The 6,885-nt window shown below is 44.0% G+C and carries 5 protein-coding genes and 1 pseudogene; 2 read left to right on the forward strand and 4 right to left on the reverse strand.

All coding sequences use genetic code 11. The features are described from left to right. The 4 genes from AC4II3_RS07650 to AC4II3_RS07665 form a co-directional block, all read right to left on the reverse strand. On the reverse strand, positions 1–3,003 hold a 3,003-nt coding region (locus AC4II3_RS07650; RefSeq protein WP_490722801.1), incomplete at its 3' end, for a LamG domain-containing protein. Positions 3,004–3,778: 775 nt separating this feature from the next. Further along, a complete protein-coding gene (locus AC4II3_RS07655) occupies positions 3,779–4,168 on the reverse strand; it encodes a type II toxin-antitoxin system death-on-curing family toxin (RefSeq protein ID WP_488008572.1) in 390 nt (129 codons plus the stop codon). Beyond that, positions 4,165–4,455 carry a hypothetical protein gene (locus AC4II3_RS07660; protein WP_488008570.1) on the reverse strand — a complete coding sequence of 97 codons (291 nt, stop codon included), beginning with the start codon at positions 4,453–4,455 and terminating at the stop codon, positions 4,165–4,167. The genes AC4II3_RS07655 and AC4II3_RS07660 overlap by 4 nt, the downstream gene beginning before the upstream one ends. A gap of 321 nt (positions 4,456–4,776) precedes the next feature. Beyond that, entirely contained in the window at positions 4,777–6,021 is a 1,245-nt protein-coding gene (locus AC4II3_RS07665) for an ATP-binding protein (RefSeq protein WP_488008569.1), read from the reverse strand. Between the two features lie 202 nt (positions 6,022–6,223). Here AC4II3_RS07665 and AC4II3_RS07670 point away from each other — a divergent pair, with 202 nt between their 5' ends. Together AC4II3_RS07670 and AC4II3_RS07675 are read left to right on the forward strand one after the other, a co-directional pair. Beyond that, positions 6,224–6,559: a cation:proton antiporter subunit C gene (locus tag AC4II3_RS07670; protein WP_293073945.1), complete on the forward strand. Its 336-nt coding sequence runs from the start codon at positions 6,224–6,226 to the stop codon at positions 6,557–6,559. Further along, positions 6,556–6,885 (forward strand): annotated as a pseudogene (locus AC4II3_RS07675) (cation:proton antiporter); the annotation flags it as partial. The gene AC4II3_RS07670 and the pseudogene AC4II3_RS07675, both read left to right, overlap by 4 nt.

Genomic DNA, 6,885 nt, shown 5'->3' on the forward strand with positions numbered 1-6,885 from the left:
ACCTCCTTCAGCATGGATGTATTGACGGGGATAACTGCTATAGCTCTCTCCTGAAAGTTTGATTTTACAGATATAGTTAAAGGGACTATTTTGTTCCGTCTGATAGTTGTTATATTCTTCGTTCTTGATTGTTAGTAGTTGGTTGACTCTTGCTTGCTGTGCAGCTAGTTCTGCGCTCATATCTTCCCTGTCAAGCCCAGCCAGCTTATATTCGAGATCCGATTTTTCTTTAAGAAGTTTCGCTTCTTCTTGTTCTTTCTGTTCTAATGTTTTTAATTGTCCGGGTAACTCAGCATAGTTATCTGCCAAGGTAGATAAACTAACGCTATCTGTATAGTTGACCTCAGTAATGCTATCAGATACTAACTGAACCCGATGCTTACGAATCTCCAACGTTGACCATGTACCTTGAACATTACCCAGTTCAAAGCTACGCATCATTGCCACCCCATCGGGTACAGTAAAACGACAGGTCGCCTTGTACCAGTCATTGCCTAAAGACTGAAAGTCCGATGTGTCAATCGTAAAAAGTTTCTGTTCGATACGTTCTTTAGCACTGCGGCTCTTTTTCCCCCAATAGGAAAACGTAAATAACTTGCCGTTTTGACCATCAACATTATTCGGGTTGACATTTGGATTGGTTTTAAACTCAAACGTTTCGATATAGGTAGCCCGGGCACTCACCGCTACCAAATCATCATTGCTGTATTTAACAGCTTGGGTGGTTCCATCTCCTAAAGTGCGACTGAGAGTAATCGCACTCACAAAGGCATCCCCATAAACTGTCCCATCGTTTCCGTAAACGGAGAAATCAACAACTTTTCTTTCCTTATCCTCAGTAATTGCCCCCAGTCGCCAGTAGCCGACTAAATCAACTTCTCGTCCGGTAAGTTGCAGGTACATGCTATCTTTGATTTCTTTAACCGTCCGAACCTTATCCCAAACTTGTACATCAGCAATTTTACCGCCCAAGGATTTCCCCATCAAAAATTCAGGCTGCCAATTGTTGGGAGCATCAAATAGTGATGCCACTTCTGTCGGGGTTCCCACCTGCAGACCATTCTTACAGAGAGTTAAGATAGTTTTGTCACTAGCGGCATCAGAGGAAATAATGCCTGCATAGTACACCCATTGACCTGTTGGAATCGTAGTTGTATCTCTGGTTAGGCCAACACCATTAGCACACTTGACTTTCAACGCCACAGTGCCGTTATTCACCAGCAATTGAATATGTTCGTGTTCTTCTCCAACAATAATCTGTTCACCACTACCCGTTGCTGAGACATAAACCCACGCTGAACAAGTATAGCCAAAGGAGAATTCTTCCGAAGGAGGGGTTAACTCTAGGGCTGGAGTTTTGATATACTGATCAACACCATCAAACATCACTCCCCGCCGCTTGCGGGATTCCAGTTTCAGGTTGACTGCTTCACCCGGTTTCCAGAACAGATCATTAATCGTAAAGTTTTCATCATCAATTTTGGTAACCCCATAAGTGCCATCATAGCCAGTGGTATCGACAATTTGGACTTCATCACCTGCTTGTAAGCCATGATTGAAAGCAGTTATGTGTAGCTTACCATCAGCTACTCTTTCCACCTCAGTAATCATGCCATCAAAGACTAAACCCGTCTCTGTTTTCGGCACGACTTCCCAACTGCCAATTTCACTGTTGACCCACTCGGCAGCAATTTCAAAGGTATCACCATCGATACTGATAACTTGATAATGACCGTTGTAACTTTGGGTGTTGGCAATTTTGACCGTATCCCCGGTTTTTAAACCTGATGATGGGGAAGAAACAATCTGAACTCTATCTTCATCCCCTCTTTCTATACCCGTGATCTTCGCTTGGGGTGGTGGTGTCGAATCCCCAATCGCTTTAATTTCATCTAGGGTATTTAAGGGTAAAAGTAGGTTCCGACTCTGACTGCGTAGAATCTCAGTATTGTCGGGATTTTCATCAATCTGTGCCAAGGTACCATCTGCTGCTACAGCAAAACTCAAGGTTGCCACATTGCCCTGTTTTGTGGGAATTGCGACCATGACCTTGGTGGAATCCTTGAGCAGTTGCATTCCATCTTTGGTTTGCTGCTCTTTCTGGATATCGTATTTAGTCGCTGACAAGCCATTAGCGACTTCAACACCATTGAGATCCAGCTTGCGCTTAATAATACCCGGAATAGAACGAGGGATTAAAGCATTCTTAGCTTCGGGTCGGGGTTCTAAAACCGTGTAGTCTTTGACATCAAACAATCCCTCTGCTGAAGCACGAATGGAGGTTAATTCTACCTTCTGAGTTTGAGAGTTGTAGGCAAAAATGTGCCAACGGTAATTATCATGTTCATTGGTCGGTAACAGCACTACTGAAAACCCACCTTGGTGAAGGTTCTCAATCAGAGTGAGTTCCGTGGTCGGCTCATAGAAAGGCTTGCCATCAGCATCGCGAAAATCTAAAGAATCAATATTCGAGAGTCCACCGTTAGCATTTTTCTTCATACTGGCGATGGGTTGATACTTCTGACGCGATCGCTTAAACCGCACATCCAACTTCCGTACCAGTTGATTGGTCATGCCATCGAGGACAAAACGGTCTACCAATAAGGTATTGGGAGTCGTTTCGGTAGAATCCGCCTTAGATTGACGAAAAACATAGAGGTGACCTGTTGCCGAAACTAACTGTACCGGAAAAGCTGCTGATTCATTCTTGGTTCTGTAGCGCGTACGCAGAATAAATTTGCTCTGATCGCCTTGATGGGTTAGTTCTGCCGCTTCTTTATCAATTACCGACTGGTCATCCTGAGTTTCATTCGGGAATTCCAGTTCTTGGAATTCTTCCCAGCCTGTCCTTTGGTCTGCGGGAGTGTTGAGGTAGGAGTCTTCAAAGCCATCCTGCTTGATGGTGTACCAAATCTTGCCGTCTGTATCGGTGGCAATAACCACAACTTTGCCTTCATGGGCAATGGTGTTAACGAATTGAAGCTTGTCTCGTAGTAGATGCATAACCTTTTGCGTAACCTTTTCAGTTATTCGCCCAAACCACTATTGACAATATCGTTAATAATGCTATTCCCTCCAAGAATTAACATTTTTTTTGTTTTTCGTTCCTGGCAAAAAAATGTCTAACTGTCACATTGATTTAACAAGATTTAACAAGATTTAACACATTTTATTTTCACTATTTATCGTTTATTACCAACTGCAACTTAGTACAGCAGTTTTCAATTGGGTCAGGTAAAGATTGCTGGGTAATAGATAATAGGGAATAGATAATAGGGAATAGGTAATAGGGAATAGGGAATAGATAATAGGGAATAGGTAATAGGGAATAGGTAATAGGGAATAGGGAAAAAATTCTGTGTACCTCTGCGACCCGAACGCGCCCCGCGTCGGCTTTGCCGATAGGCGCTTTGAGCGAATTTAATTCTTAATGGGTCAAGGGCACCTAATAGTTATGAAAAACGCTGTAATTACGGAAATATCAGTTACGAGTAAATTATAGAGAAAGCTTCACAGATAATCAAACAGGCATTTGCCCGTGCTGAGGCGATGCCACCTGTGCGGAGGAAATTTGGGATAGTTTTGATTTAAAAATTAGTTGGATGTTGACGCGATATTATATCAATATAAATCAAGTTTTTTTAAATGCATTTTTTTGTTAAAAATTCAACATTTATCCAAAAAATATTGTGATTATAGCAATCCGTGTAGGAATTGTGATAATTTTTGTTCCCTGTTCCCTACTCCCTACTCCCTACTCCCTGTTCCCTTTGCTATATTACAATTCCTGGGAGTTGGCTGCAATCCAAGTAGCTATAGACTCTTGATTTTCGATTCCTTCTACTAAATCCTTAATCTTGGTCACGGCTTCTTCTTCTGCCGCCACTAACTCATATCCGTTTAGACGTAAAAAAACGTCGATGACAGCAAGAGCAATTCGCTTGTTACCATCGACGAAAGGATGATTTTTTGCCAAACTAAAAGCGTAGGCTGCTGCGAGATCAAACAGACTAGCACTATCAATATAGGCAAATAAATTTTTAGGTCTAGCTAAACTACTTGAAAGTAAATTCGGGTCTCTTAATCCAAAACATCCGCCATGCTCTTGGATTAACTCGTCATGGATATCTATTACTGCTTGCTCTGGCACCCAGCGAGGCTCTTTCAATGAGCTAATTCCCGAAAGGCATTGCGATAGTTTTTGCGAGTTATCGCGAAAGCTGCCATTGCTGCCTCGAATTCAGAATTATCTTGAATACTAGCAGGATTTGCAACCTTGTCAGCCTGTTCCAAAGGAGCCAAACCCTTACCCAAGACATGAAGATTGGAAACACGGGAGGGAAACTCCTTTGCAAGGGTCTTTAACTCACCCTGAAGTTCCGGTGAGAGTGAATCCTCTAGCTGAGTTAGGGCGACCAAGAAGATTTTGAGGGTGATTGGATCTAGGAAGTTCATGGCTTGAAGTGTGCGTGTATTAGCTCAGGCAAGTCAAAAAGGATAAAGCTTTTTCTATTGGGCATGATAGATAATACCCAGAGTGTAGCAAAAAAGTAGTAGGCATAACACAGAATCCAAATGCGATTGGCCGTAGGCCACACTACGCGAACGCATCTGTTGAGCTTGAGATAGCGATGTAAACCTGTATGGTCTTTTTTTATTGGACAATAAAATTTAGGATCTTTTTCCCCTCTTGCCTATTGCCTATTGCCTCTTGCCTCTTGCCTCTTGCCTCTTACCTTGCGCAAGTATGTTCACAACCCAGATACAAAAGCTATATCAACTCAGGCGCTGGCAAAGCCACAAAGCAAACAGAGGTAAAGCGAGTCGGTAGCCTTGCTCAGAGCCATAAATTAAACCTTTGTGCTGCAACCCAGCGATCGCTCCTTGGAGAGAACCCCCTCTTGATAGGTAATGCTTTTGAATGTAATCTCGACTTTGTGGCTTGTCGGTAGGGTCTAGGGCCAGGGATTCTAAAAGATGGGCTTGATTAGCTGGAAGCAGCATCAGTAATGACTCGAAGACCATGGATAAGTCCGCTAGCAGTTCTTGGATGGCCTGCTGAACATGGCCATCACGAATTAGTCCATCAGAAACTCGTACCGACTTGAGACGTCGCACCAGTGCCGAAGCATCACCGAAGTGTCCTTGCACCGCATTGACAAAAATTTCCAGTGCTTGCGATCGCGGATCGAAGGTCAGCCGTTGGGTATGCAAAACTTCAGTGACCCAAGCCGCAACGACATCATTAGCTAAAGGAGCCAGCTGCACAATTTCCAAATTATTCCCTGGTTCATGGGGATAAATGCTGGTTTCTGCGATTGTTGCCACTAGCACATAACTTACCTGAGTCTGACCCTCGATCTGTTTCCGCAAAAATTCTTCCCACACCCCATGACGATCCCAAGAGCGGATGTGGGGGAAGCTTTCCAAAATCAACACTACCCGTTCCCCCTCAGATTCAGCTAACCTTTGCAGGAGATCGAGTAATACTTCAAATGCTTTCCGTTGCAGCTCTTTGCTCTGGATCCGAACCGGTTTAAGTCCCTCTGTGCCAATGCCTTCATCCTTCAGGACAAATAATTCCGCTGCCTGACCTTCAATCCAATCTGCCATTAGAGCTTGAACTGTTGCCATTGGAAAGGTCTGGTTTATGCTCTCCCACAGCAGTTGCACGAAGCGCTGACCATCGGTAACCCGGATGCAGTCAACCTCTAGGATTTTAACTCCAACTTCCCGTGCCGCGCGCCTTACCAAAGTCCGCCGTCCGCTTCCGGGCACTCCCACAATCAGCACGTTGCCATCACGGGCTAAAACATGAGTGATGCGCTGGAATTGTGCTTGCCGCCCAACCAATTCAAATGGTACTGATAAATCCAAAAGATTCACGGCTAATGCATCCCGCTCCCAAGTGTAGACATCCTTCGGCGGCACACCTTCAGTAGTTGGCAAGCCCCCAATTGTATCGCTGACATCCTCAGGGCTGAGGTTAACCATTGATTTGCCATGAGTGGATTCTGTCATTTGCTATTGCCCGTGTTTTTCCCAATCCCAAGCTCAAAGCAAAACCTTGGTGTGGGATGAGTCTATGGTGTACCTTGGAACTTATCAATAGTGTCAATAGTTCCTAGCACTATTAAAACGTGCTATATATTTTATAGCACTGTTCGACAGTATCATTGTATAAAGATAATTACCACCAACCCTTACCCAATAGGCAATTCCCGTGTTAGAAGCATTCATATTTGCCACAATATTGTGCGGATTTTTCGGCATCATCCTTAAAAAGAACCTGGTTATGAAAATCATCTCTATGGATATCATGAGCACGGGGGTGATTGCCTATTACGTGTTGGTTGCATCCCGAGATGGTTTATTCACACCGATTCTTTCAAACGTCGAAAATAGGGCTTACGCAGATCCGGTGCCCCAGGCAGTGATCTTGACAGCGATTGTGATCGGCTTTTCCATTCAAGCCTTGATGCTAGTGGGTGTTATGAAACTGGCACGGGACAATCCTACCCTGGAAAGCAACCAGATCGAGAAGAATAACACGCCATGAGTACCATTACGATTCCCTGGATTGCCCTACCGCTATTTGTGGGATTCAGCATTTATCTGATCCCCAAACTTGACCGATACCTCGCCCTAGGGGTTGCCATGGTTTCGGTGGAATATGGGACACAGCTATTTCTCACAAAATCGCCATTAAGCCTAAAGCTGCTGGATAATTTCGGTGTCACATTACTAGTAGATCAATTAAGCGCCTTTTTTATCTTGACCAATGGGCTGGTAACCGCAGCAGTCATTCTCTACTGTTGGCAAAGTGGTAAAACAGCTTTTTTTTATACCCAAACCATTATCTTACATGGCAGTGTCAATGCCGTA

It is taken from the genome of Moorena sp. (genome assembly GCF_982860115.1).